The following is a 22,110-nucleotide window of genomic DNA, read 5'->3' as shown; positions in this document are numbered from 1 at the left end:
TTGGAGGGGCTGCGGCTCCTTCTTTCGTTTGCGGGCGGGGAGGCGTCGAGCTCTCTTCCGTCTCCCTCAAGGGGCCTGCGGGCCCCCTTTCTTTTTGGCTGCGGGGCCCTCCTTGCGTTTACGGGGCTGCGAGGCCCCCTCTTCGCTTGCGGGGGACGTCGGGCTCCTTTCTTGTGCTTGGGGCCCCTCGGGCCTCTCTTTTCGGGCCTGCGGGGCCTGCGGGGTCCTTTTTTTATTTGTAGGGGTTGTTTTGCGACGGAGTGTTTCACGTGAAACACTTTGGGGCCTCTTCGGCCTCTTCTTGCTTTATGGGGAGACGCATTTTTTTCGCCTTATGGGACGTGTTTTGTGAAACACGTTTCGCAAAACAGCACCGGGGGGGGGATAATAGCCGATGCGAAATCGTCTTTCTTTGCGCGCAGCATTCGCAGCAGCGGTTCTCGTGCATCGCCTCTCGTGAGCTGGCTTTTCTTGCGCTATAAGCAGCTTCGCTCTCTGCTTAACAGCCCCTGCAGGGTGAAGGGGCTTGCGAGTGTTTCACGTGAAACATTTTGGGGTGTTCTCGAATGCTGGTATCATGTTTCGTCGGTCGGTTTTCGCCCTTCGCGTGCCTTGCGCGCGTGGGGCGTTTGGAAGGTAGATGAAGGAGAGCAGCATGGCGAACAAGGGTCTTGCGAAGGCCGCGGCTGACACGACGGTTCTCGTCACGGGCGGCGCCGGGTTCATCGGCAGCCACACAGTCGTGGAGCTTCTGACGCGCGGGTACAGCGTGGTCATCGTCGACGACTTGAGCAACTCGAGTGAGGTCGCCGTCGATCGCGTGCGCGCCATCGCGGGAATCGACGCGGACTCCGAGCGACTGACGTTCTACCAGGCGTCGATCCTCGACCGCGCCGCGCTTGAGAAGATCTTCGGGCAGCATGACGTTGACGTCATCATCCACTTCGCCGGCTTCAAGGCGGTGGGCGAGTCGGTGGTGAAGCCGCTCGAGTACTACTGGAACAACATCGCCGGCACGCTGGTTCTCGCTGATGTGGCGCGCGCCCACGGCGTCAAGAACATCGTGTTCTCGTCGAGCGCGACGGTGTACGGCGAGCCGGAGTTCATCCCGATCACCGAGGCGTGTCCCAAGCACGAGGCGACGAACCCCTACGGACAGACGAAGAGCATGCTCGAGCGGATTCTCACGGACCTCTACGTGGGCGACAACGAGTGGAACATCGTGCTGCTGCGTTACTTCAACCCGATTGGGGCGCACGAGAGCGGTATGATCGGCGAGGATCCCAAGGGCATCCCCAACAACCTGCTGCCGTATGTCGCGCAGGTGGCGGTTGGGAAGCTGGAGAAGGTCGGCGTGTTCGGCAACGACTACCCGACGCCGGATGGCACGGGCGTGCGCGACTACATCCACGTGGTCGACCTCGCGCGCGGGCACGTGGCGGCACTTGACTGGATGGGCGGCAAGGTCGGCACGGGCGAGGCCATCGGCATCGGCTCGATTGCCGGCGAGGCGGCCGCGGACGGCTCGCGCCGCGGCGTGGGGATCTTCAACCTGGGTACCGGCAAGGGCTCGAGCGTGCTGGACGTCATCCGGGCGTTCGAGAAGGCGTGCGGGCACGAGGTTCCCTACGAGGTCAAGCCACGTCGCGCGGGCGACATCGCGGAGAACTACGCGGCATGCGACAAGGCGCGCGAGGAGCTCGGATGGGTCGCGGAGTACGACTTGGAGCGCATGTGCGCCGACAGCTGGCGCTGGCAGTCGACGAACCCTGACGGGTATGCGACGGCGTAGCGTCGCCTCTTAGCGCTCTGGCGCTTCAGCACTGCCTGCTGCAGGACCGCTTGCTTCTTTGGGGCTGTTTTGCGAAACGCGTTTCGCAAAACAGCCCCTGTTTGCTTGTTTGATAGATTGCTTGTTCGTTTGTTCGCGTTTGTTGCTTCTGTTGCTTTTGCTCGCTGCGTTCGTCGCGCTTGTTGCACCCGCTCCGCGCTCCTCGGTCGTCTTTTCCGCTTCGTTCGTCAGCTTCGGGTGTTGCTTGCGTCTCGTTCGCTTCGGATGCTTCGCGTGCGTTGCTCGTGACTTGACTCGGCCGTTTCGCTCGCCTTGCTTGCGATGCTCGCGATGTGTGCGGCGTCTGCTGACGAAGTCGGGGCAGCGAATCCGCCTTGCGTGTTGGCGAAGGGCGGGGCAGCGGAACCGACGCTCGTTCGGAGCTGCCGCGCGTTTCCTTGGATGGGCTTGGTTTCGGGAGTTTTACGCGAGCGGAACTTTTAAGGCGTTTTAGCTATTTGTAAATGACGGTTTGCATCATGGTATGCACGGCAGATTAGGCTTTCAGGCATGCCAACTAAGCTCCTGAACACTCCCCACAACCCGCTGCCTGAGCACGCTTCGCTCGGGTTGGAGGAGGCGTTTGTGCTGGGATACAACGTCGAGCGGCTCCGCAAGCTCGCCCATATGGACATCGCCACGTTTGCGCAGGTCGCGGGCATTACGCGCCCGACGGTCTACAAGGTGGAGCGCGGCGAGTCGAACCTGAAGCTCTCCTATCTGCGGAAGATCGCCGACGCGCTTGACGTGAGCGTCATCGAGCTGCTCACGCCGCCGCACAGCTCTATCGACAGCTCCTACTACCAGCGCCGCTGCTTCGACCGTGCGTCCGAGCGCAAGGAGAAGGCCAACCGCAGCGCGCAGCGCTAGGCGTCGCGGCGCCTTCCCATCAGCCACCATGCGCACGCGCCGAGCGTCGCGCCGAGCGTGTCGACGATCCAGTCGACGGGGTCGCATGCGCGTCCTGGCACGAAGATCTGGTGAATCTCGTCGGTGACGCCGTACAGGCTCGCGCAGATGATGGCGACGGCCACGGCGCGTCGCGCGTCGACTTTCAGCCGCAGCGCGTTCTGCAGGAGCGCACCGAAGACGGTGTACTCGCAGAAGTGCGCGATCGAGGAGATGACGTCGACGTCGGGCCCGAACAGCGTCATCTGAAGGCCAGTTAGCCATTGCTTCACCTGTGCGACGAAGTCGGTTCCCTGGTCGAAGTCGCTTCCCGTGTGCGCTGACATGAAGAAGATGACGCCCGCCCACGCGATGACGAGCGCCCATGACGCGACGGCGTGCCAGCGCGAGGCTTGCTCACCGTTCGCCATCGCGCGCCCCTTCACACGTCGTTCCCGCAAGCGCGACGAGCTCAAGCGGATCGCTGACCATGAGGTCGGGTTCGGCGTCCTCGGCAGCGAAGTCCTCGACGGCATGGTAGCCCCACGTCACGCCCACGGCGTAGGCTCCCGCGTTGCGCGCCGTGCGCACGTCGCCCGGCGAGTCGCCGACATACGCCGTGCGCGCGGGCGTCGTCCCCAGCTCGGCGATGGTGCGCAGGAGGCCCGTGGGGTCCGGCTTGCGGGGGATCTCGTCGCATTCGCCGTGCTCGACGTCGAAGCGGCCGGGGAGGCACTTGTCCATCACCTGGTGAACGCCCTCGTCGAACTTGTTCGACAGCACGCCGAGCTTGCAGCTGCGCGCCCGCAGCCCGTCGATCATCTCCTCGACGTGGGGATACGGATGCGTGAGGTTGTTGTCGTAGGTGGGGAAGAGCTCCTTCCAGCGCGCCATGGCCGCCTCCGCCGCCTCGGCGCCCGTGCCTTCGGGCACGGCCTGGTACATGAGGGCGCGCACGCCGTTGCCCACGTAGCTGAGGATCTCGGCCTCGGTGCGCTCGGGGTAGCCCGCGTCGCGCAGCGCGCGGTTCGTGATGACCACGAGGTCGGGCAGCGTGTGCAGCAGCGTGCCGTCGAGGTCGAAGATGAAGGCGTCGAAGCGCGGCTGCGCGCCATGCGAAGCGGCTTCTGGCGCGCTCGCGGGCTGGGCAGGCGCCGCCTCGCCCTCATGCTGTGCGGGCGCTGCGTACGCGTTCTCGTCGATGTGGCTCACGTAAGTCTCCTTGAAATCGAGCTCAAACGCAGACCATCATACCGCGCCCGCCGACGCCCCTGTGGCGTTTCGCACAATCACCAGAGGCTGGGCGGTGCGCAGCCGCGCGCCTCACCGCGTGCGTTCCTACAGGATCTCGCCCTTGCGCTCGCGCTTGTTCGCGTACATGAGGCGGTCTGCCTTCTTGATGGAGTCGCAGTAGTCCGCGTCCTCCCGCGTCAGGCTGTACCCGAGCGAGAACCGCACCGGAATCTCCAGCGCTTCGTCGAGCTGCGCGTGCGTGCGATCCTGCATGCCCGCGAGCTCCTCCAGCGCGCCGAGCAGCTCGCCCTTGCTCTCGTAGCCGTAGAGGAACAGGACGAACTCGTCGCCGCTCTGCCGTGCCGCAACGCTGTGATGCGGTCCGAAGTCCTGGATGATCTCCGAGACGCGCTTGAGGTAGATGTCGCCCTTGTCGTGCCCGTAGGTGTCGTTCACCATCTTCAGGTCGTCGGCGTCGATCATGGCGAAGGCGCTGAAGCCGAGCTTTTCGGGGGACTCGAACAGGGCGGCGAGCTTGTTGTCGAGGCCGCGGCGGTTGTACAGCCCGGTCAGGGGGTCGCGATCTCGCTCGCGCTCGATCTGCTTGCGGCGCGTGACGGCCTCGGTCACGTCGATCACCACGCCGAACACGCTGTTGCTCTCGACCGTCTCCCCGAGCTTCAGGTACTTGCCCGGCTGTCGACCGTCTTCGCCCGACAGGAGGAAGATGCTCTCCTCGCCCGGCACGGGATTCGCGCGGATGCCGTCGATGAACTGCTCGAACCGGTCGAAGTCAGAGGCGAGCTCGGCGAGCTGCTCCTCGGTGAGGTTGAGGACCTCGGGCAGGTAGCCGGAGCACACGACCTGGCTTCTGTTCTCGTTGTGCTCGTATACGCCGATGAGCAGGCTCGTCTTGGCGAGGACGTACGACATCTTCTTGCTGTTGTTCAGAAGCGACTTGATCATGGCGTTGAGGTGGTTGGTGAGTTCGGAGAACTCGCGGCTGCTGCGCACGTCGACCGTCTCGGTGAGGTTGCCGAGGGTGATGTGGCCAAGCTCCCGGTTGATGTCGTTGATCTTCTCGACCACGAATCGGTTTATGCAGAACGAGATGGCAGCCGACAGGACGCCCACCACGAGCGTGAGGCAGAGGAAGAGCGAAAAAGTGATCTCGGGGATGCGGTGGTACAAGTCGGCGTTCGACACGGTGCGGCCGAGGTAGGCGTCGTCGACCTGCTGGAAGACGCAGAACGACCGGCGCCCGTTGACGGTGGCGGAGAATCCGTCCGGCTTGCTCTCGACGTCGTTGATGTCCAAGCCCACGTCGCTTGCCGGGTGTCCGATGTCGCTCTCGTTCGTCGATCCGATGATCCGGCCGCTTGTGACGTCGATGGCGAAGTAGCTGGCCTCGGGGTTCACGCGGAACAGGGAGAAGAGGTAGGACAGCTCGGTCTTCTCCATGTCCTCCATGATCCTGGTCGGCTCCATGCCCACTTGCACGATGATGTCGCCGCTTCGGCTCCAGAGGGCGGAGTACTGCATCATCCTGCCTTCGGCGGTGTTCGGGGTGATCTCCTGGACGAGCTGCAGCGACTTGTCCTCGAGCATCGGCTTGAAGAAGCCCATCTGCTCGCCGGAGTCGAACGTGTAGCCGTAGTATTGCGGGTGTGTGCCCGCGAAGATGCGCCCGGTGTCGTCGAAGATGTGGATCTCGTCGACGCCGGAGATGAACGCGAGGTCCTTCATGCTGCTGACGCTGTTGATGACGTCGGGGTCGCCTTCGATGACGCGTGCGATGACGGAGGCGTTGTTCAGGCACTCCTGACGGTACGCCTCGTTCGCTTCGGCGATCGCGTGGTCGTTCTCGTTGAGGACCTGCCCGATCTGGGAGAGGGTTTGCGTGGCGATGTCGTAGGCGTGCCGCTGCTCGCTTCTGACTTGGAGGCAGATGGTGACGCCCAGTATGACGACGATGGAGATGACGGAGAGGGCGATCACGTACCTGCGCAGGATCTGCCTCAGCGTTCTCACGTATGCCCCCTCCTCTTTCTGGCGAACTCGGCGCACCCAAAGCGCGGTCATAACATGCGCTTTGCAGGGCGCAGAAGCGCACTGTTCCCAGTATAGTCAGCTTGTTGCGAGATGGCTGCTCTATTTTGCGGGAAGTCGCGGGGGGAGGGGCGTCGAATAGGGGACATGCGGGAGCGCCGTCTGATTGCGCATGATGTTCCGCAGGCCCTCGAGCAAATCGGCATCGCTCATCCAGTCGATGGCTGCGCTCGCCCGCCGCGAAAGCGCGATGCCCCTTTCCCCTGAGAGGCTGTACGCGAAGGGGCCGTAGCGAAGAAGCCGCGTCCCCTTGATTTGCTCGACGACAATGACAGCATAACGGTGTTTCAGGGAAGCCCGCGCGTCCTCTTCGCAGGGGTCAGCGTTGTCGCGCGAGCGCTCGCGGCCAGCTGCATGACACCCAGCGCCAGGTAGAACACGGACAGCCCGTTGGGGATGAACGCCATCTCGAAGGCGGTCCACGCGATCAGCAGCGCACCCGCAGCGCAGCCCCAGGCGTAGGACGCCCTGAGGTCGCCGCGAAACCGCAGCACGAGCGCAACGACGTTCGGCACGCCGTTCACCAGGGCAAGGGCGAGCCCCGGCCACAGAAAGTCGCACTTCATGAAGTCCGGCAGCGGAAGCGGGTCGAGCAGCGACACCGGCATCCAGTCGTTCCACGAAAGCGGGAGGGCCCACAGCGCGCTCGCCATCATCCAAAGCCCGCACACAAGCGCACACACCCCGTTGAACCAGTTCATGAAAAGCGCGAACCCGCGCGCCACCTTGTCCATCTACCTTCCCTTCCGCTCGTGCGCCGCGTTGAACGCGGACAGGTGCCTCTTGCAAAACTCCTCGGCATCGCCTGCGCCCATCTCGGAGTCGATGGCCATGAGCATGGGGCCGTGGAACTGCTCGGCGGCAAGCCGCGCGTCGCACGGATCGAAGACCCCCGCATCCACCAGGTGCGCGAAGATCGCCTCCTGCAGCTCGACCGGGCGCCTGACGAAAACCGCTCGGTAAAGCTCGGCGCACCGCGCGTCTCCGTAGCGGCTGATCGCGAGCATGCGCCGGAAGAGCCGCACCCGGTCGTCTTCGAAGAACGGCGCGTAGCTGTCCCAGACCAGCTTCGCGAGGGAGGCCCCCTTGGCCTCCGAGTAGGCACGCGGGTCCTCATCCGGCCTGGCGATGGCCCCGGCGTTGCGCACGCGCTGCTCGACGTACGCCGCCTCGCGCTCTATCAACGCGTCGAAGATCTCCTGCTTCCCGCCGAAGTGGTTGTAGAGCGACGCGGCCTTGACGCCCACGGTGCTCGCTATGTCGCGAACGGTCGTCGCCGCGTACCCCTTCTGGCTGAACAGCACGAGAGCCTCGTCCAGTATGCGCTCCCGCGCGTCTCCGCCTGCTTTCGGCATGGTCCCCTCCCTTGTCGCAACCTGCACATTCTTTACTAACTAACATTTGTTAGTATAGCAGAGCGACGGGTATCTGCCAATGCTCTTCAGCCAAGTAACCTGGCTTCCTCCCAGCGCACGTCTATCCCAGCGCACGCCCGGGCTCGCCTGCCGTCCGCTGCGTCGCGGAGGCCTGCGCTGCCAACTTGGACGCAGCTTGGCGAGGGCCTAGGGAAGAGGGCTGGACGCTGGCTGCGGGGAATTGCCGCTCGACGCGTCGGAAGGCGCGATCTGGTCGTCGTCCACCACGATGAGGTAGCGGAAGTCCACCGAGCCCGCCACCGCTTCGGCGATGTTCGAGCACGCGTCCCCCATGCGGCCGATCATGAGCAGCACGTCGTTGAACTGCTCGGTAAGATCCGGGGCGCATTCTCCCTGGGCCACGCGGCGCATGTGGTCTTTGCGCAGGTCGATGCCGGTGTTGAACACCTTCTCGTGCATCTGGCGAACGTGCCCGACCACCTGCGTGTCGCCGTTCTGCAGCGCGGTCACGCTGCAGGCGAGCATCTCGTGCACCGTGTCCAGGCTGTCGTTGAGGTCCTTCTGCGCCGACGGGCTGTAGCGGTTCTCCTTGAGATTGCTTGCCACCCCCCGCGCAAGATCGTCAACGCGCGACACCTCGTTCTGCACGTGCATGAGGCCTGCTGCCAAGGTGGCCTGCTCCTCGGTGAGCACGCCCGTGGAGAACATCGCGGACTGGTACTGCGTGATGCGCTTGTTAAGCGCATGCGCGTCGTCGGCGCGCGCGATCACCTGCTCCAAGCCGCTTGTGCTGCCCTCGTGCAAAGCGGTCGTCAAGCTCTCCAGCATGTCGCTCGACGCATGCCCGAACCGCAGAATCTCCTGGGCGATCATCTGCATGGCTGCGGCGGGCTGCGCGATCATCTTCTGGTCGAGGAACACCGGCTCGCGCAAGCCGCGGTCTTCCTTGCCCGCGCTCGCTCGCGCATCGGGCAGCACCGTCATCACTATCTTCACCATAAGCGGAATGAGCGGCAGCCATATGAGGGTCATGGCCACGTTGAAGCACGTGTGCGCGTTGGCGATCTGGCGCGATATGACGTCGACCTCGGGGCCTGCGGGCGAGATCATCTGCACGAACTGGGCGAACGCGGGTATGAACCATATGAACAGAAGCGCGCCCGAGATGTTGAAGATGCAGTGCGACAGCGCCACGCGCTTGGCCGAGCGCGACTGCCCGATGCTGGCCAGAAGCGCCGTGATGGTGGTGCCGATGTTGTCGCCCAGCAGAATGGGGATGGTCCCCTGGAGCCCCAGGATGCTGCTGACTCCGTCGGGACCCGGCTGCGAGGCGAAGTTCTGCAGCACCGCGATGGTGGCCGACGAGCTCTGCACCACCAGCGTCATCAGCGTGCCCACCAGCACCCCCAGCACCGGTATGTCGGCCACCTGCGCGATCATCTGCGTGAAGACGGGGCTTGAGGCCAAGGGCTTCATGGCGGCGCCCATGGTGTCGATGCCCAAGAACAGCACGCCGAACGCGAATATGGTGAGGCCGATGTCCTTGACGCGCTCGCGGCGTCCCGCAAACGACAGGATGAATCCCAGAAAGACGAACAGGAAGATGTAGTCGCTGATCTTGAACGCGATGATCTGCGCCGTCATGGTGGTGCCGATGTTCGCCCCCAAGATGATGGATATGGCCTGGGGCAGGCCCATGAGGCCCGCGCTCACGAACCCGATGGTCATCACCGTGGTGGCCGACGAGCTTTGCAGCACCGCCGTCGCCAATGCGCCCGCCAGCACGCCGAGCACCGGATTCTTCGTCATGAGCCTCAGGATGTTGCGCATCCTCTCGCCTGCGACCTTCTGCAAGCGCTCGCTCATAAGGTTCATGCCGAACAGGAACAGGGCAAGCCCGCCCAAAAGCCCCAAGAGCGTCTCGAACGCGTTCTCCAACTCCTCCGCCTTCCACGCAGCCGATATCGCATATACGCGGCGCGCCCAACGTAGGCGAGGTCACGCTTATCCTGCTCATCGCGCACATTTGTAAATATAGTCAAAAGAATAAGGCGCTACTGTCTGCTCTTTTGCAAGGGAGTGTAAAAGTTATGTAAGGAAAGCGTCAGTTAAGTAACCCTGTTTTGCTGAGTCCTCACTCAGATGCTTACGTGATCGTTCTGCAACTCAGCATGTCGCTTCGATACCCTGCGTTTCCGCTTGCATGACGTTTGCCGCATCGAGCAGCGCGGGCTGCCGTTTCGCTTCCGCCTCTTCCTCTCTCCCGTTTTCGCACCTGCAAACCCTCCACATAGTCACCAGGGTTCAGATTCCGATTATCATGGCCATGGAGAGGGGGCTGTGGCCGGAGAGGAGAGCTGTGGCGACATATCGGACGTCGCAGATTGCACGCATCGCGGGCGTTCACGTCAACACTGTGCGCCTGTACGAGCAGTGGGGCTTCATCCCGACGGCCGAGAGGGAGCCCAACGGGTACCGGGTGTTCACGGACGTCCACGTCTGCCAGATCAAGCTCGTGCGCGCCGCCCTCGAAATCGAAGTCCTTCAGGCCGGGATGCGCAAGAAGATGCTCAACGTGGTGAAGCTGAGCGCCCAGGGACGCTACGAGGAGGCTCTCTCGCTCGCCGAGAGCCTCCTCGCCGACGTCCGAAGAGAGCGTGCGAATGCCGTTGAGGCCATCGACATCGTGGGTCGGCTCATCCAAGAGGAGCCTCCGCCCACGAGCGCCCTGATGAAGAGGGGCGAAGCCGCGCGTTCGCTGGGCGTGACCATCGACACGCTGAGGAACTGGGAGCTCAACGGGCTTCTCGCGGTGAAGCGGCAGGCGAACGGGTACCGCGTTTACTCCGGGGAGGACATGAGGATCCTGAAGATCATCCGGACGCTCAGATGCGCGAACTACTCGCTCAACTCCATACTTCGCATGCTGCGGACCCTCCCACACGCCGGAAGGGAGGGAATCGCCCTCACCCTCGACACCCCTCCTCATGATGACGATATCGTGACTGCCTGCGACAGGCTCCTCACCTCCCTCAAGCTGGCGGAAAAGAATGCGAACACCGTTATCGACCTCATCGGAGAGCTGAGAGGAATCCGCTGAACCCTCCACTTTGCCACCAGGCCCGCCGTCTCCTCTATCGTCTCCTGCACATCGAAACGCGAGAGCAAGGAGGATCGATGAGAGAAGTGATCGTCGTCAGCGGTCTCAGCAAGTCGTACGGGTCCGTAAGGGCCGTCCGAGACGTCAGCTTGTCCGTCTCAGCCGGAAGCGCCTTCGGGTTGTTGGGTCCGAACGGATCGGGGAAGAGCACCGTCGCCGAGTGCATCGTGGGGACGAAACGCCCCGACAGCGGCAAGGTCGAGGTCTTGCAGATGGACCCCCGGCGCGACAGAAGAAAGCTCTTTCGAAGATGCGGTGTGCAGTTCCAGGACTGCGAGTACCAGCCGGAGATTAAGGTGTCGGAGCTTTGCGAGGAGTTCGCCTGCCTCTACGACCGACCTGCGGATTGGCGCGCTCTCTGCGCCCGGTTGGGAATCGGCGACAAGGCCGACTCGGCGGTCAGGGCGCTGTCAGGCGGCCAACGCCAACGACTCTTCATCGCTTTGTCACTTCTGCCCAATCCTGAAGTCGTGTTCCTCGACGAGCTCACCACGGGGCTCGACCCGGCTATGCGGCGCTCGATCTGGAAAGTCCTGAACGAATTGAAGGCAGGGGGCATGACGTTGTTCATCGTCTCGCACTTCATGGACGAGGTGGAGGCGATTTGCGATGAGATCTGCATCCTGAGCAAGGGCCGCATCGTCTTCAGGGGCTCGCCCGAAAAAGCCAAGGCCACAGCAGGCAAAGACAACCTGGAAGAGGCCTACCTCGCCCTTTCCGGTGAGATGGGAGGCCTTCGATGAAAGCGTTCGCAACCCTTTTCCGCAACGAGCTGAAGCTGAGCGTCAGAAACATGAACATGGTCATCTTCGCCATCATCCTGCCTCTGGCTGTGCTGGTCATCCAGGGGTTCGTCTACGGAACCGCCGCTGCCTTCGAGGGGGCGTCGTTTTCCTTCATCGAGCAGTCGTTCGGGGCCCTCTGCACCATATCCATCTGCGCCGGCGGCCTCATGGGCCTTCCGTTGGTTGTATCCGATTACCGGGAGCGCAAGATCCTCAAGCGCTTCAAGGTGACGCCCGCCACCCCGTCAATCATCCTCTTCGTGGAGTTGGCGATCTACGGGCTCTACGCCCTGGTGTCGGCCGTCACCATCTTCGCCGTCGTGAGCGCGTTCTGGGGAGCGAGGTTCCAAGGATCCCTTCCGCTCTTCCTCCTGAGCTGGCTGCTCACCGTGACTTCCACCCTGAGCATCGGGATGATGGTCGGGGGCCTTGCCAAGAACGCCAAGAGGGCGAGCGTGTGGGCCTGCGTGCTCTACTTCCCCATGCTCATCTTCTCGGGGGCGACCCTTCCCTTCGAGGTTATGCCCGAGCAGGTGCAGGGCGTCGTGCGGTTCTTTCCGCTCACCCAGGGGATGCAGTTGATGAAAAGCTCGTTTCTCGGGGTCGGGATCGGCGTCGAGTCCCTGTTGCCCCAGATGATCGTCCTCGTCTTGGTGACAGCGGCGTGCTCGCTCATCGCCGTCCGCTTCTTCAAATGGGAGTAAGTCGGGCGGCAAACCACTAAAATTCACTCCAATCCAAGAAACAACGCTTTCACGGGTCAGAAGTGGTGTGTTCGAGAAGTCGGCGCACCACTTCGCTCTGAGAGAAAGCGCTCCTTTCGGGATGATTCGTACCGGTGCAATAATACCCGCGAGTCGCAAAGTCACCCTGTCACCTGTGCGCGTCCTCTGGACGGCAGCTGAACCCAGATTTCCCCGAACCGTTCTCCCCGTACACGACGGTAATTCTGTTGTGCTCAAGTTTTAATTCAGCATCATCCATCAGAGCGTTTACTCCCTTATTCGCTGTCACCGAGTCCAAGACAATTGTTCTTTCGGAAGACTTAAGCGATAGCAAGTCTTCTTCAGTGAGCTCTTTCAGCAATGAGCCATCGTCCTCAAAAGATACTTACAGGCCATTCTCCTGGCATGCTTTTCTGGCAATTCCTTCAACGATTTGACTTGTCATTTCGTCCACGGCTGAGGCATGCAAAGCAAATGAGAACCATTTTGGTTGCCGGCTAAGCCAGCCTGTTATTTGCTCGCCAATCGTCTTTGCTGCTGTTCCACGTAAGACCTCTTGGGACTGCTCTTAACAGCTCTTAACAGCTCTTAACAGCTCTTAACCGAGCAGCTTTTCAGATATTTCGTAATATTGAGAAGGATCGGTTTTGTTTCTTCCTCGCCAAGTCAAAACCTCTATGTCAGCCAAATGCTTTAAAGTGCGATTGGCAGTGAGCTTTGATACACCGGCATTTTCAGATAGCATCGCCGTGGTAACACGACCTTGCTCGATTGCTAACCGAAAAGCTATACGCTCGTTATCGCTCAATTGAGTATCTGAATCCGGGAGCAACGTCGACACTTCACCGTGTGTCAAAGAGTTCGAATTCGTGCTCTCAGCGTGCTCGAAGTTATCGGGGTCTTTGTCTGCTTCCAGCGGCAGGAAAAAACTCGACCTTTCGGGATTCACCTGTTCACTAAGCATCGGTTTTCCGTAACCTGCGGACGTCCACTTCTTCACCATGTCGGGAATGCCGCCCCCGGCACGCTCGCCGATGTTGATGAGCGTGAACATCTTCATCATCGTCTCGTTGCGCGGATCTGAATTGCCGCCGATGTAGGCGTCCTCGATGCCGACGCGAAAGCCGCCCGGATTCGAGAAGTGCAGACCGTCCTCCTTCCATAGGAAGACAACACCGCGACGCTCGTTGTAGTCCGCGTTCGTGAGGCAGTTCGCAATGGCCTCGCGCAGGGCGTCGTGCGCCTCTGTCTCGTCTACGCGCTGGCTGTTCTCGTCGAGCTTGAAGGGCACGTTGATGGCCTGCTTCATGTTGTTGAAGACGCGCCGGTAGAAGTCGAACACGTTTCCCGACCAGCTGTCGTCCTGCGAGGTGATTCGGCCCTGCCACCTCTCGTCCGTCCCAAGCTCCTGGCGGTAGTCCAGAAAGTAATGCGGGAACTCCGCCATGATGCGCCACTCCTCGCCGAACATGAGCAAGCCCGCGCTTGTCGGGTGGATCTTCCCATCGTCGCCAGCTTTCGCAGCGCCTATCCGGCAAAGAAACTCCTCGTCGGGCAAGTCGGCCCACGCATGGGCGTTGTGGTGCAGCTCGTAGCTTCTGCGGTACGAGCCGATGGTCTCCGCAGACAGGTCGCCTACAGTCAGGTTCTCATGTATGCGGGTGTCGACGGACTCGTCCGATGCGTCCCGGTACATCGCCTGGATCTCGTTCTGGGCGCAGCGGTAGTCGCCCTTGTGGTCGCGCCTGTATGTCCCCGTGACGGGGTTGCCGTTCACGTAGATCGGTCTCAAGCGTCGGTCAGCGCGCGGCACCTCTACGACGATCAGCTCTTTGCCATCGACGTTCTCGATGCTGGCATCCCTGTCAAACATTACGCAACATGATAGCTTGTCGGTGCTGTGGGCGGTGTTCCAGAAGTCGGCGAGCATCTTGTCGGCATCGCCAAGTCCAATGATTTCCAAGGTGCCGTCCTTGCGCTCTTCTGCTCCGAGCACGATGATCCCGCCCTCCGTGTTGGCGAAGGCGGAGATCGTCTCCCAGACGCTCTTCGGCAAGCCGCCTTGGGCCGCTTTGGCTTCGAGGCGGTTACTCTCCTTATAGGTTTCGAGCTTGGCTAGATCCATGTAGCGACCTTTCTGGTTCGCACCATTTTACCGTCTGGCGCACCGTCCCGATACCATGTGTTCCCATTCGCATGACATCGTCGCATCGAGCAGTGGACGTCGCCATCCGTTTCGACAGCATCTCGATGCTTCTCATGGGAGGCAACCGTGCGATGATTCGCCACCACATAAATGCGCTCGGAGAAGTCGTTGAAGATCGTCAACCGCGTGTTGCAGGCGACATTCCAACCAGTGCAGCCTCGCAAGCCCTCCCGGAGGCCGCCTAAGACTTCCTGGCCCCTCTGCGGGGATGCAGCCCTCCGACCAGCAGGTCAGAGGGCCTTTTCATAGAAGGAGTTCGCGGAATCGCCTTACCGCGAGAGAGGGCTGACCGCCGGCCTTTGTCGCGAACACGAGGTCGCGGTACGCGCGGGGCGCAAGCGGCCTGAACGCGAGCCGATAGGGCACGCGCTGGAGGATGAGGCTCGGCAGCACCGCCAAGCCGAGGCCCTTCTCCACCATGGCCATGATCGCATAGTCGTCCCACGTCGTGAGTGCCACGTCCGGAAGTGCATCAGCCTTCTCGAAAAGCTCCGCGACCTCGGTGTCAGCCCCGTGCTCCAGCGCCAGGAACGGCTCGTCGGAAAACGCCTCCAAGGGAACGGCGTCGAGACGCGAGAGCGGGTGCCCCTCGGGCAGGACCGCCATCAGCTCGTCGGTCTCGTAGGGCACGGAGTCGATCCCGCGTGCATGCGGGGCCCGCAGGAAGCCGCAGTCCACCCTTCCCTCTCTGAGCTATCGTTCGATGTCCGAGTAGTCTCCGAGCAGAAGCTCGTCCTCTTCGGGAGCAACGGGGTCATGGCCGCGCACATCCTTCTTCCCAGCTGTGACATCGTCGTCCTGAGAACCCTCATAGGCTCCCTGTTCCTCGGGGCTGTGTTCGTCGTGAGGCGCCTTGCGCCGAACTTCGGCGGCGCGAGGAACGCCGTCCTCGTGACGGCTTCCGGGGGTCCATGGGACTCAGCTGGCTCTTCCTGTACGAGGCCTACCAGACAGTGGGAGTGGCCGTCTCCTCGCTTGCCTACTACTGCGCGCCGATCATGGTGCTGGCGCTGTCCCCCGTGGTCTTCAAGGAAAGGCTCACGGGTCGCATCCTCCTCTCCTTCGCCGTCGTGCTCGCGGGGGCGCTGGCGCTGAACTGGGGGTCCGTCGAGGGGGCGGGATCGCTGTGGGGGTTCTTCTGCGGGTGGATGTCTGCCGTTCGCCGTGCCGGCCGCGTCGTGGGCGTGGGTCGCGGTGCTCGGCGTGGTGAACACGGGGCTCGGCTGCTTTCTGTATTTCTCCTCGTTCGAGGGGCTTAGCGCGCAGACGGTTGCCATCCTCGGCTACCTGGAGCCGCTTTCGGCGGTCGTCTGCGCTCTGATGTTCTTGGGCGAGCCTATGGGCCTATGGGAAGCAGTTGGCGGGGTGCTCATCATCGGAGGAGCAATCCTGGGAACGGCTCCAGGAAAGAAACCGGAGATGCCAGTCTAGCTGATGCCGGAGGCCGATGCTCTCATAGCGAGACGAATCAACGAGCTCCGAACCGCGCAGGGCATTAGTCAAGCTCAGAAGGGGGCAAAGCCTGCGCGATGGAGCGCCATCCCAAACAGATCCACGTGCGCATGTCGGAAGGTGAGATTGAGCGAGCCAAGCGCCTCGCCGCAGATACCGGCATGACGCTTTCCGACCGCATGACCGACGGCATACCGCAGCTGGGAAACCTGCTCACGAACTACACGCTCGACCTCTCTGACGTGAACGGCGAGAGCCTGTGGCTCTGCTCCTACTACTACGAGGCAGCCCAGGCCTATAAGGACGAGATCGGACCGAAGGGCCTTCCCGTGGCTCGAAGGCGCGACGGCTGGAGCTTCCTCCTCGCCGACGCGGAGGACATGCAGAGGCTCAACCGCGTCACAGTGGACGGAGAGACCGTGCTCGTGCAGATAGCCGGTGAGCTCGTTGATGCATCGGTTCTTTTATGGGCTTGCGAAGTGTCCGACGTGCTCGCCCCGCAGATCGCACAGCTCCATCGTCTTCTGGAATCAACTGGAGCAGAGAGAGTGGAAGATCTAGGTATACCCGCCGTTGTTTATGAAGCGATCTCACCCAATGGTTCTCTTAATGAGCGAGAGGGATCGCGCTTCTAACGCCTCTCCGAGTGGGAACGTTTTACTCTCTCTTGGTAGCTGAGGCCCCAATCCCATAGTGCATCGAGCACGCTCTTCAAGGTGAGTCCGAGTTCGGTTAGCGAGTACTCCACACGGGGAGGAACCTCTGCAAAGACCTCGCGATGCACGATTCCGCTCTCTTCCATGGCGCGCAGGTTTGAGGTGAGCACCTTTTGGGAGATGCTTCCGATGGAGCGCTGGAGCTCCTTGAAGCGCATTGTGCCATTGAGCACCAAATCTCGCAGAATCAGTACCTGCCATTTGTTGCCTATGAGGAGCAGCGTCGTCTCCACGGGACATGCCGGGAGCTCGTCTATCATCCTAGCTGTCATTTCATTACCTCGTAAAACGCCTGTATAAGCCCAATGGTTACCTAAAGGTTCCTATAGCACATCAAAGTGCCTTCTTACCATTAGTAACCACTATGCGCACAATGGTATCAGCTTGAAACGACAAATGGCAACGCCATCAAGTGAAAGGACAAGACAATGGCTTCCAACATCGAAAAGGCAAAGGCACTTATCAACACGTTCGCAAACGGCGATGTGCAAGCTGCGGCAGGCCTGCTCGCGGAAGAGTACATCCAGCACAACCTCGCATACGGAACCGGTCGCAATGCGTTCATCGGAAGCGTCGAGTACCTTGCTTCCGCCCCAGCGCCGACCACGGTAGAGACCGTCCGCGCATTCGAGGATGGCGACAAGGTCTTCATGCAGAGCATCTACAACTTCGCAGGTGCTGGCGAGCAGGTCGCTTTCGATATCTTCCGCTTCGATGTGGACGGCAAGATTGCCGAGCACTGGGACAATCTAGCTGACAAGGCAGCGCCGAACCCCTCGGGTCACACGCAAACCGATGGTCCAACGGAGGCGGCCGAGAAGAACAAGACCGAGGAGAATCGGGAAGTCGTGAAGGCATTCCTCTATGACGTCATGCAGGGCAATAACCTCGATAAGACCCCTGAGTGCTTCGATGGGGACACCTACATTCAGCACAACACAGCCATCGCCGACGGGCTCTCCGGCCTCAATGCCGCACTCGGCGCCATGGCCGAGCAGGGGATCAGTATGGTCTATGACAACGTGCACCAGGTGCTCGCAGACGGGAACTTCGTCCTCGCGGTGAGCGAGGGAACCTTCGGTGGCGCTCCTACCTCCTATTATGACCTGTGGCGCGTCGAGGCTGGTAAGATTGCCGAGCATTGGGACATCATGGAGACCATTGCCGACAAGGCCGACTGGCAAAACGACAACGGCAAGTTCTAGTCCTTGGCCTACGATTACAATCTGCCTAAACCATCGGGGTCGCGTGCGCGATCCCGACCTGCATATGCGAAAGGTGCTAAATGGAGCGATTCGAAGCCATAAGAGATAGCGACTTCGCATGCTTGCGCTCATGCGAGGGGCTTAGCAAGACGGAAATCCCCTCGCTCGATGATGTGGACGTCCGTTGGTGCCTCCGATTCCTGCGTGCCATACGCGACACGGCCTTCGCAACGATAGGCGAAGACGGGCTTCCAAGCGTGCGGGTCATAGACGTGATGGCGACCGATGGGGAGCGCCTGTATTTTCTCTCGCCACGAGGCAAGGCCTTCCACGAAGACGTGATGCGCGAGAGGTTCGTCGCCATCGTGGGCCAGACGCCAGATTACCGCACATGCCGCCTGCGCGGGCAAGTGGAGCGCATACCCGAGGGTCTCCAGCACGAATTCGTGGACGCGTTCTTCGAGCTGAACCCCGGTATGGAGGTCGTCTATCCGGATGATGCACGCTATATCTGTGACGTATTCTGCATCGAGAACGGCGAAGGGGAATACTTCGACCTTGGGCAGAAGCCGATATTCAGGGAAGACTTCGAGCTGGGGGGCGGCCTTGCAGGAAAGACGGGTACCTTCTTCATCGGTGATGACTGCATCGAGTGCGGCATCTGCCAAAGGGATTGCCCGGAGGGGTGCATCGCGCCTGGTTCGCCCTTCGTGATAGACCAGAAACACTGTATACGCTGCGGTATCTGCCAAGAGGTTTGTCCTGCCGATGCCGTGCGCAAGAGACGAGAAAAGAAGGCAGTATGAGCATGCCCATAGAAAAGGGAATCAAGAGGCTGGCCCATGCTCTGAAACAGTGCAACAGCGTTATTATAGGTGCAGGATCTGGCCTGTCTACCGCCGCTGGGCTCACCTATTCCGGGGAGAGATTCGAGCGCTACTTCGGTGATCTTATTGCCAAGTATGGGCTGGCGGATATGTACTCGGCTGGGTTCTACCAACATCCCACCCCGGAGGACTTCTGGGGGTACTGGTGCCGACACATCTGGGTGAACCGCTACATGTCTATGCCGAAGGACACCTACGGTCTTCTGCTGCAGCTGGCTGGTCCCAAGGACCACTTCGTCCTCACGACCAACGTGGATCATTGCTTTCAGAAAGCGGGATTCGACAAAGAGATGCTCTTCTACACCCAAGGCGATTACGGGCTGTTCCAATGCTCGCGTCCGTGCTGCCAGAAGACCTGGGACAACTATGACCAGGTGCGCGCCATGGTCGAATCCGAGGGTTTCGCGATAGAGAATGACGGCACCCTCGTCCTTCCGGATGCCGAAGATCTCAAGACTGCTATCCCGAGCGACCTCATTCCGACCTGTCCCGAGTGCGGAGCGCCTGCCACCACCAACCTCCGCGTAGATGGAAGCTTCGTTGAGGACGAAGGCTGGCACACAGCAAACGACCGCTATCGTGAGTATCTGGGAGCGCATGCTGAACCCGGCAACAATATCCTGTTCCTAGAGCTGGGCGTCGGCTTCAACACCCCCGTCATCATCAAGTACCCGTTCTGGCAGATGACGGCGCGAAATGCTGATGCGGTCTATGCGTGCGTGAACATGGGGGACGTCATGGTGCCCGCTCAAATAGAGGACCGCTCGATTTGCATCGACGGCGACATCAACGAGGTGCTGGCGAGTCTGGTCGCCTCGCAAGAGGAAGGGGCAATCCGATGACGAGATCCTTGGAGGTAGCGCTCTCTGAGACTCCCGCGACCAGGAACTTACCGGCGCTCGTCGAAATGCTGCTCGTCGAGCGCGGCGAGATGCCCGAAGTTCCCGAGGGGGTCGATGAGCAATGGCGTCTTTTCCGCGCGTTGGTTAACGTACGTCCACCGATCCCTGCAAGTGATGAGTTCCTGCGAATGCAAGACGAACTGCTGAGCGGCATCATTGAAAGTCGCGGCACCACATCGCCTGATGGGACAGAAGCGGTTGGAGATGACGGTCGCATCCGGCTCTGGCGCGGCGACATCACTACGCTTGCCACTGATGTTATCGTGAACGCTGCTAACTCCCAGATGCTTGGATGCTTCGTGCCTGGGCATCATTGCATAGACAACGCCATCCACACCTTTGCGGGTGTTCAACTGCGTTTAGAGTGTCAACGCCTGATGGAGGCACAGGGATTCCCCGAGCCGACTGGTATGGCTAAAGTGACAGAGGCCTACAATCTCCCGAGCAAACGCATCATTCATACCGTAGGGCCTATCGTAGAAGGAGAGGCCACGCCACAGGCTCGGGCGCTTCTTTCCAATTGCTACACAGCTTGCTTGAATGCAGCAGCGGATCTTGGGTGTGAAACCATTGCTTTTTGTTGTATAAGCACAGGGGTCTTCGGCTTTCCGAAGGAAGCGGCGGCGGGAATTGCTATCAATGCAGTTAAGAATTGGCTGAGTGAAGAAGAGTCGGATATGATCGTTATCTTCAATGTTTTCTCTCCAACTGATGAGGCTCTTTATGCGACTGGACTCGCCCTAGGTGGTCGCGATTTTTATTGCAGCGCAAGCAATTGTTAACCGAATCAATCGCTAAGACGAAAACGGTCCAACTACGTAAATGAAAACAGTCCAACTACACAAATGAAAACGGTCCAACTCCTAAGATGAAAATAGTCCAACTCTTAAAGAGCCGCAGTATAATGGCTTGTAGCCAAATAATCTGAGTGATCGGAGCTATCATGACTCAGCGCTTCTTCGCCATGCCAGAGGATGGCTACTTGCCACGTGTTGCCGATGCTGTGCTTGCTCGTTACCTAAAATCGTCGGGAGCCGTGCAGGTAAAAGGCCCCAAGTGGTGCGGCAAGACAGCAACTGCTGAAAGGCAATCAAAAAGCCAGGTGTTTCTGCAGGATCCCGACAAAAGCGCAGCTCTGCTTTCTTTGGCTGACGTGAAACCGTCGGCTCTTCTCGAGGGAGAGGAGCCGAGGCTTATTGACGAATGGCAAATGGCACCGCAGTTGTGGGACGCTGTCCGCTTCGCCATAGACAGGGGCCGCGGAAGGGGCCGGTTCATCCTGACGGGCTCAGCTACGCCGAAGGAAAGGCCTGCGCATTCTGGCGTCGGGCGCATCGCGCGATTTTCCATGCGCACCATGTCTCTATACGAATCAGGCGAATCATCGGGCGATGTCTCCCTTGCGTCATTGTTCGAAGGTGCAAGCGATGTATCCGGGCTTGTTGATTTCAGCGTCGATGACATTGCTTTTGCCCTGTGTCGCGGGGGATGGCCAGAGGCTGTTACCGAAAAGGATGAGGAAATAGCTCTTTCGATGGCATCGGACTACGTCGAAGAGCTGCTTGATTCCGATATTGAGGAAATGGATGGCGTAAAACGTAATGCAACATGGATGAGGTCGATAATGCGCTCGTACGCACGGCATGTTTCAACGGAAGCGGCCCTCACGACCATTGCGGCAGACGTGCAGGGCTATCGACCGGCGGATGTGACGATTGCCGACTACGTGGATGCCCTTTCGCGGGCATGCGTCACTGAAGACCTGACGGCTTGGAATCCCCGCCTTCGCTCGAAGACCGCTGTGCGCACAAGCCCTACGCGCCATTTCTGCGATCCTTCCATTGCGGCAGCTCTTCTGCATGTTTCGCCAAAAGGCCTGCTTGACGACCTCAACACGTTCGGTCTCCTTTTTGAGTCGATGTGCGTTCGCGATCTTCGCGTATACACCGATGCGCTTGGTGGCAATGTCTTTCATTACCGTGACAAAACTGACCTTGAGGCCGATGCGGTGATTCACCTCAACGATGGCAGGTGGGCGCTTGTCGAAGTAAAGATGGGGGCAAGTCAGATTGACATCGCGGCCAAGCATCTGAAGAAGTTGGCGGATCGCATCGACCAAAGGCATGAGGGCTCCCCGTCGTTCCTTATGGTGCTGACCGCTGCCTCTGCTGCGTATCGACGTGAAGACGGCGTGCTCGTTGTTCCTCTGGCCATGTTGGCCCCGTAGTGCAGACTTTGCAAAACCTCGAGGGCTTTTTAATCTATAGCTATATTGTAAGCGTCAACCCGCCCTGCCAATGTGGCCCACCAGCACCTTCCATGTGCCCGTTTTTCGAGAGCCCGCTCTTTCGACAAGGCCTTTCTTCCGAAGGACGTCCGAAATGCGATACACCTTGCTTTCGCTAAAGCCGATCCTTTGTGCGATTTCCGGATAAGTCGCTGCCGGTTCGGCTTTCATCGCATCAAGAGCAGCAATCTGGTCAACATTGAGGTTTGTCTCGTCATTTGGTAAGCGTCTAAATTCCTGCGTCTTCAGCTTCTAGCCGATAGATGCCACAATCGTTGCAACCTGATGGAAGGAAGTGACGATGACGCCGCAGGAAAGAAGGTCGATGCGCCGCGAGCAGGTGGAGCG

The 22,110-nt window shown here is 60.4% G+C and carries 22 protein-coding genes and 1 pseudogene; 13 read left to right on the top strand and 10 right to left on the bottom strand.

The genetic code is table 11. From position 1 onward, the window contains the following. Positions 1-655 precede the first annotated feature (655 nt). Positions 656-1,792 carry a UDP-glucose 4-epimerase GalE gene (gene galE / locus HRL41_RS09235; RefSeq protein ID WP_172136608.1) on the top strand — a complete coding sequence of 379 codons (1,137 nt, stop codon included), beginning with the start codon at positions 656-658 and terminating at the stop codon, positions 1,790-1,792. A 549-nt stretch (positions 1,793-2,341) separates the two neighbouring features. Then, complete coding sequence (locus tag HRL41_RS09230) at positions 2,342-2,701, top strand: helix-turn-helix domain-containing protein (protein ID WP_165172607.1); 360 nt, start codon at positions 2,342-2,344, stop codon at positions 2,699-2,701. On the opposite strand, the gene HRL41_RS09225 is transcribed toward HRL41_RS09230, so the two are convergent. The 6 genes from HRL41_RS09225 to HRL41_RS09200 all read right to left on the bottom strand — a co-directional run bounded on the left by HRL41_RS09225 (position 2,698) and on the right by HRL41_RS09200 (position 9,375). Beyond that, on the bottom strand, positions 2,698-3,150 hold the full coding sequence (locus HRL41_RS09225) for a VanZ family protein (RefSeq protein WP_172136606.1): 453 nt from the start codon (positions 3,148-3,150) through the stop codon (positions 2,698-2,700). The two genes, HRL41_RS09230 and HRL41_RS09225, sit on opposite strands and share 4 nt — an antisense overlap. Beyond that, positions 3,137-3,931 carry an HAD family hydrolase gene (locus tag HRL41_RS09220; protein WP_371808831.1) on the bottom strand — a complete coding sequence of 265 codons (795 nt, stop codon included), beginning with the start codon at positions 3,929-3,931 and terminating at the stop codon, positions 3,137-3,139. The genes HRL41_RS09225 and HRL41_RS09220 overlap by 14 nt, the downstream gene beginning before the upstream one ends. Before the next feature lie 126 nt (positions 3,932-4,057). After that, positions 4,058-5,983, bottom strand: coding sequence for a diguanylate cyclase domain-containing protein (locus tag HRL41_RS09215; RefSeq protein ID WP_172136604.1), 1,926 nt, complete (start codon positions 5,981-5,983; stop codon positions 4,058-4,060). Positions 5,984-6,348: 365 nt separating this feature from the next. Then, positions 6,349-6,795: a hypothetical protein gene (locus tag HRL41_RS09210; RefSeq protein ID WP_253904821.1), complete on the bottom strand. Its 447-nt coding sequence runs from the start codon at positions 6,793-6,795 to the stop codon at positions 6,349-6,351. Next, the gene (locus tag HRL41_RS09205; RefSeq protein ID WP_172136596.1) at positions 6,796-7,416 is read right to left on the bottom strand and encodes a TetR/AcrR family transcriptional regulator; all 621 of its coding nucleotides are present in this window, start codon (positions 7,414-7,416) and stop codon (positions 6,796-6,798) included. 207 nt (positions 7,417-7,623) lie between these two features. Further along, positions 7,624-9,375 carry a Na/Pi cotransporter family protein gene (locus HRL41_RS09200; protein ID WP_172136587.1) on the bottom strand — a complete coding sequence of 584 codons (1,752 nt, stop codon included), beginning with the start codon at positions 9,373-9,375 and terminating at the stop codon, positions 7,624-7,626. 382 nt (positions 9,376-9,757) lie between these two features. Between HRL41_RS09200 and HRL41_RS09195 the strand changes: the two genes are divergently transcribed. The 3 genes from HRL41_RS09195 (at position 9,758) to HRL41_RS09185 (ending at position 12,086) form a co-directional block, all read left to right on the top strand. Then, positions 9,758-10,537 (top strand): MerR family transcriptional regulator, encoded by a 780-nt coding sequence (locus tag HRL41_RS09195; protein ID WP_253904820.1) that lies wholly within the window; start codon positions 9,758-9,760, stop codon positions 10,535-10,537. A gap of 77 nt (positions 10,538-10,614) precedes the next feature. After that, the gene (locus HRL41_RS09190) at positions 10,615-11,340 is read left to right on the top strand and encodes an ABC transporter ATP-binding protein (protein WP_172136585.1); all 726 of its coding nucleotides are present in this window, start codon (positions 10,615-10,617) and stop codon (positions 11,338-11,340) included. After that, positions 11,337-12,086: an ABC transporter permease gene (locus HRL41_RS09185; protein WP_172136583.1), complete on the top strand. Its 750-nt coding sequence runs from the start codon at positions 11,337-11,339 to the stop codon at positions 12,084-12,086. Before HRL41_RS09190 ends, HRL41_RS09185 begins: the two co-directional genes overlap by 4 nt. 619 nt (positions 12,087-12,705) lie before the next feature. Here HRL41_RS09185 and HRL41_RS09180 read toward each other — a convergent pair. Both HRL41_RS09180 and HRL41_RS09175 read right to left on the bottom strand, forming a co-directional pair. Beyond that, positions 12,706-14,232, bottom strand: a complete 1,527-nt coding sequence (locus HRL41_RS09180) for an RNA-binding domain-containing protein (RefSeq protein WP_172136581.1) — start codon at positions 14,230-14,232, stop codon at positions 12,706-12,708. Positions 14,233-14,556: 324 nt separating this feature from the next. Continuing rightward, positions 14,557-14,994: pseudogene (locus HRL41_RS09175) on the bottom strand (LysR family transcriptional regulator substrate-binding protein); the annotation flags it as partial. Between the two features lie 230 nt (positions 14,995-15,224). Between HRL41_RS09175 and HRL41_RS12005 the strand changes: the two are divergent. From HRL41_RS12005 to HRL41_RS12195, 3 genes are all read left to right on the top strand, one after another. Then, entirely contained in the window at positions 15,225-15,572 is a 348-nt protein-coding gene (locus HRL41_RS12005; RefSeq protein WP_216662628.1) for an EamA family transporter, read from the top strand. Beyond that, positions 15,478-15,744, top strand: coding sequence for an EamA family transporter (locus HRL41_RS12490; protein WP_371808830.1), 267 nt, complete (start codon positions 15,478-15,480; stop codon positions 15,742-15,744). Before HRL41_RS12005 ends, HRL41_RS12490 begins: the two co-directional genes overlap by 95 nt. A 98-nt stretch (positions 15,745-15,842) precedes the next feature. Then, positions 15,843-16,400 carry a hypothetical protein gene (locus tag HRL41_RS12195; RefSeq protein ID WP_253904819.1) on the top strand — a complete coding sequence of 186 codons (558 nt, stop codon included), beginning with the start codon at positions 15,843-15,845 and terminating at the stop codon, positions 16,398-16,400. On the opposite strand, the gene HRL41_RS09160 is transcribed toward HRL41_RS12195, so the two are convergent. Next, positions 16,397-16,741 carry a helix-turn-helix domain-containing protein gene (locus HRL41_RS09160; RefSeq protein WP_172136577.1) on the bottom strand — a complete coding sequence of 115 codons (345 nt, stop codon included), beginning with the start codon at positions 16,739-16,741 and terminating at the stop codon, positions 16,397-16,399. The two genes, HRL41_RS12195 and HRL41_RS09160, sit on opposite strands and share 4 nt — an antisense overlap. Positions 16,742-16,909: 168 nt before the next feature. Here HRL41_RS09160 and HRL41_RS09155 point away from each other — a divergent pair, with 168 nt between their 5' ends. The 5 genes from HRL41_RS09155 (at position 16,910) to HRL41_RS09135 (ending at position 21,702) form a co-directional block, all read left to right on the top strand. Further along, positions 16,910-17,686 (top strand): nuclear transport factor 2 family protein, encoded by a 777-nt coding sequence (locus tag HRL41_RS09155; protein WP_172136575.1) that lies wholly within the window; start codon positions 16,910-16,912, stop codon positions 17,684-17,686. An 80-nt stretch (positions 17,687-17,766) separates the two neighbouring features. Beyond that, the gene (locus HRL41_RS09150) at positions 17,767-18,492 is read left to right on the top strand and encodes a 4Fe-4S binding protein (RefSeq protein WP_172136573.1); all 726 of its coding nucleotides are present in this window, start codon (positions 17,767-17,769) and stop codon (positions 18,490-18,492) included. Next, on the top strand, positions 18,489-19,415 hold the full coding sequence (locus HRL41_RS09145) for a Sir2 silent information regulator family NAD-dependent deacetylase (RefSeq protein ID WP_172136571.1): 927 nt from the start codon (positions 18,489-18,491) through the stop codon (positions 19,413-19,415). The genes HRL41_RS09150 and HRL41_RS09145 overlap by 4 nt, the downstream gene beginning before the upstream one ends. Before the next feature lie 8 nt (positions 19,416-19,423). Next, positions 19,424-20,257, top strand: a complete 834-nt coding sequence (locus HRL41_RS09140; protein ID WP_253904818.1) for a protein-ADP-ribose hydrolase — start codon at positions 19,424-19,426, stop codon at positions 20,255-20,257. A gap of 161 nt (positions 20,258-20,418) precedes the next feature. Further along, positions 20,419-21,702: an ATP-binding protein gene (locus tag HRL41_RS09135; protein WP_172136568.1), complete on the top strand. Its 1,284-nt coding sequence runs from the start codon at positions 20,419-20,421 to the stop codon at positions 21,700-21,702. Positions 21,703-21,756: 54 nt separating this feature from the next. Here HRL41_RS09135 and HRL41_RS12485 read toward each other — a convergent pair whose 3' ends face one another. Continuing rightward, complete coding sequence (locus HRL41_RS12485) at positions 21,757-21,951, bottom strand: helix-turn-helix domain-containing protein (protein ID WP_371808832.1); 195 nt, start codon at positions 21,949-21,951, stop codon at positions 21,757-21,759. Positions 21,952-22,110: the final 159 nt, after the last annotated feature.

It is taken from the genome of Adlercreutzia sp. ZJ473, from assembly GCF_013185065.1.
GTDB lineage: Bacteria > Actinomycetota > Coriobacteriia > Coriobacteriales > Eggerthellaceae > CAAEEV01.
Note: the sequence above shows the minus strand (reverse complement) of the source record. Positions and strands in the feature narration are given on the sequence as shown.

Coding starts and splice junctions, on each gene's coding strand:
- HRL41_RS09135 (WP_172136568.1), top strand. CDS start 20,419: ATGACTCAGCGCTTCTTCGCCATGCCAGAGGATGGCTACTTGCCACGT.
- HRL41_RS09195 (WP_253904820.1), top strand. CDS start 9,758: ATGGCCATGGAGAGGGGGCTGTGGCCGGAGAGGAGAGCTGTGGCGACA.
- HRL41_RS09150 (WP_172136573.1), top strand. CDS start 17,767: ATGGAGCGATTCGAAGCCATAAGAGATAGCGACTTCGCATGCTTGCGC.
- HRL41_RS09155 (WP_172136575.1), top strand. CDS start 16,910: ATGGCTTCCAACATCGAAAAGGCAAAGGCACTTATCAACACGTTCGCA.
- HRL41_RS12195 (WP_253904819.1), top strand. CDS start 15,843: ATGGAGCGCCATCCCAAACAGATCCACGTGCGCATGTCGGAAGGTGAG.
- galE (WP_172136608.1), top strand. CDS start 656: ATGGCGAACAAGGGTCTTGCGAAGGCCGCGGCTGACACGACGGTTCTC.
- HRL41_RS09190 (WP_172136585.1), top strand. CDS start 10,615: ATGAGAGAAGTGATCGTCGTCAGCGGTCTCAGCAAGTCGTACGGGTCC.
- HRL41_RS09160 (WP_172136577.1), bottom strand. CDS start 16,741: ATGATAGACGAGCTCCCGGCATGTCCCGTGGAGACGACGCTGCTCCTC.
- HRL41_RS09205 (WP_172136596.1), bottom strand. CDS start 7,416: ATGCCGAAAGCAGGCGGAGACGCGCGGGAGCGCATACTGGACGAGGCT.
- HRL41_RS12005 (WP_216662628.1), top strand. CDS start 15,225: ATGGGACTCAGCTGGCTCTTCCTGTACGAGGCCTACCAGACAGTGGGA.
- HRL41_RS09185 (WP_172136583.1), top strand. CDS start 11,337: ATGAAAGCGTTCGCAACCCTTTTCCGCAACGAGCTGAAGCTGAGCGTC.
- HRL41_RS09180 (WP_172136581.1), bottom strand. CDS start 14,232: ATGGATCTAGCCAAGCTCGAAACCTATAAGGAGAGTAACCGCCTCGAA.
- HRL41_RS09145 (WP_172136571.1), top strand. CDS start 18,489: ATGAGCATGCCCATAGAAAAGGGAATCAAGAGGCTGGCCCATGCTCTG.
- HRL41_RS09230 (WP_165172607.1), top strand. CDS start 2,342: ATGCCAACTAAGCTCCTGAACACTCCCCACAACCCGCTGCCTGAGCAC.
- HRL41_RS09210 (WP_253904821.1), bottom strand. CDS start 6,795: ATGGACAAGGTGGCGCGCGGGTTCGCGCTTTTCATGAACTGGTTCAAC.
- HRL41_RS09225 (WP_172136606.1), bottom strand. CDS start 3,150: ATGGCGAACGGTGAGCAAGCCTCGCGCTGGCACGCCGTCGCGTCATGG.